The 568-nt window shown below is 72.0% G+C and carries 1 pseudogene; it reads right to left on the reverse strand.

From position 1 onward, the window contains the following. Positions 1 to 568, reverse strand: a pseudogene (locus ACFQEU_RS17695) (type II secretion protein); the annotation flags it as partial.

Here is a 568-nt window from a genome sequence, read left to right on the forward strand (position 1 = left end):
GTCCGGACTCCGTCTCGATGGTCGCGTCGAGCGTCGGGGTCGCCCGGGAGAACGCCCGCCCGCTCGTTCGACGGAGCCGCGACGCGAGAGTGGCGGCACCCTCCGGCGGAAGCCGAACGTTGGTGTGACAGCGCTCGCCGTCGAGCACGACGCGGAGCGGGTTCTCCGTCACCGGGGCGGACAGCGTCGCGTCGCTCACACGGTCGTCGGCGAACACGTGCTCGAACACCCCGTATCCGTGTGTGTGTCGCTGGAGGACGGCGGCGAGTACCGAGACCGGGTCGTCGTCGCTCGCCACCGCTCGCACCGCACGACCCGGTGCCCGTTTTCCCCCGTCGGGGTCCGCGAGCAGCCGCTCCTTTGCGGCTTCGAGGGTCTCGATGGCGCTCGCATCGAGATCCGCTACCGGGGGTGTGAGGTGGTAGGTGTCGAGGTCGCCCGAGCCGGCGTACAACCGGACCGTCGCGCCGGTCTCCAGCTCCCACCGATCGACGAGTGCCGCTTCCGCCGGCGTCGTCGCCGCGACCCGCGTCGACGCGACCGTGGGACCCGCGTGTGCCCGGATCAC

This window comes from Halorubrum tibetense (genome assembly GCF_042661865.1).
Classification (GTDB): domain Archaea; phylum Halobacteriota; class Halobacteria; order Halobacteriales; family Haloferacaceae; genus Halorubrum; species Halorubrum tibetense.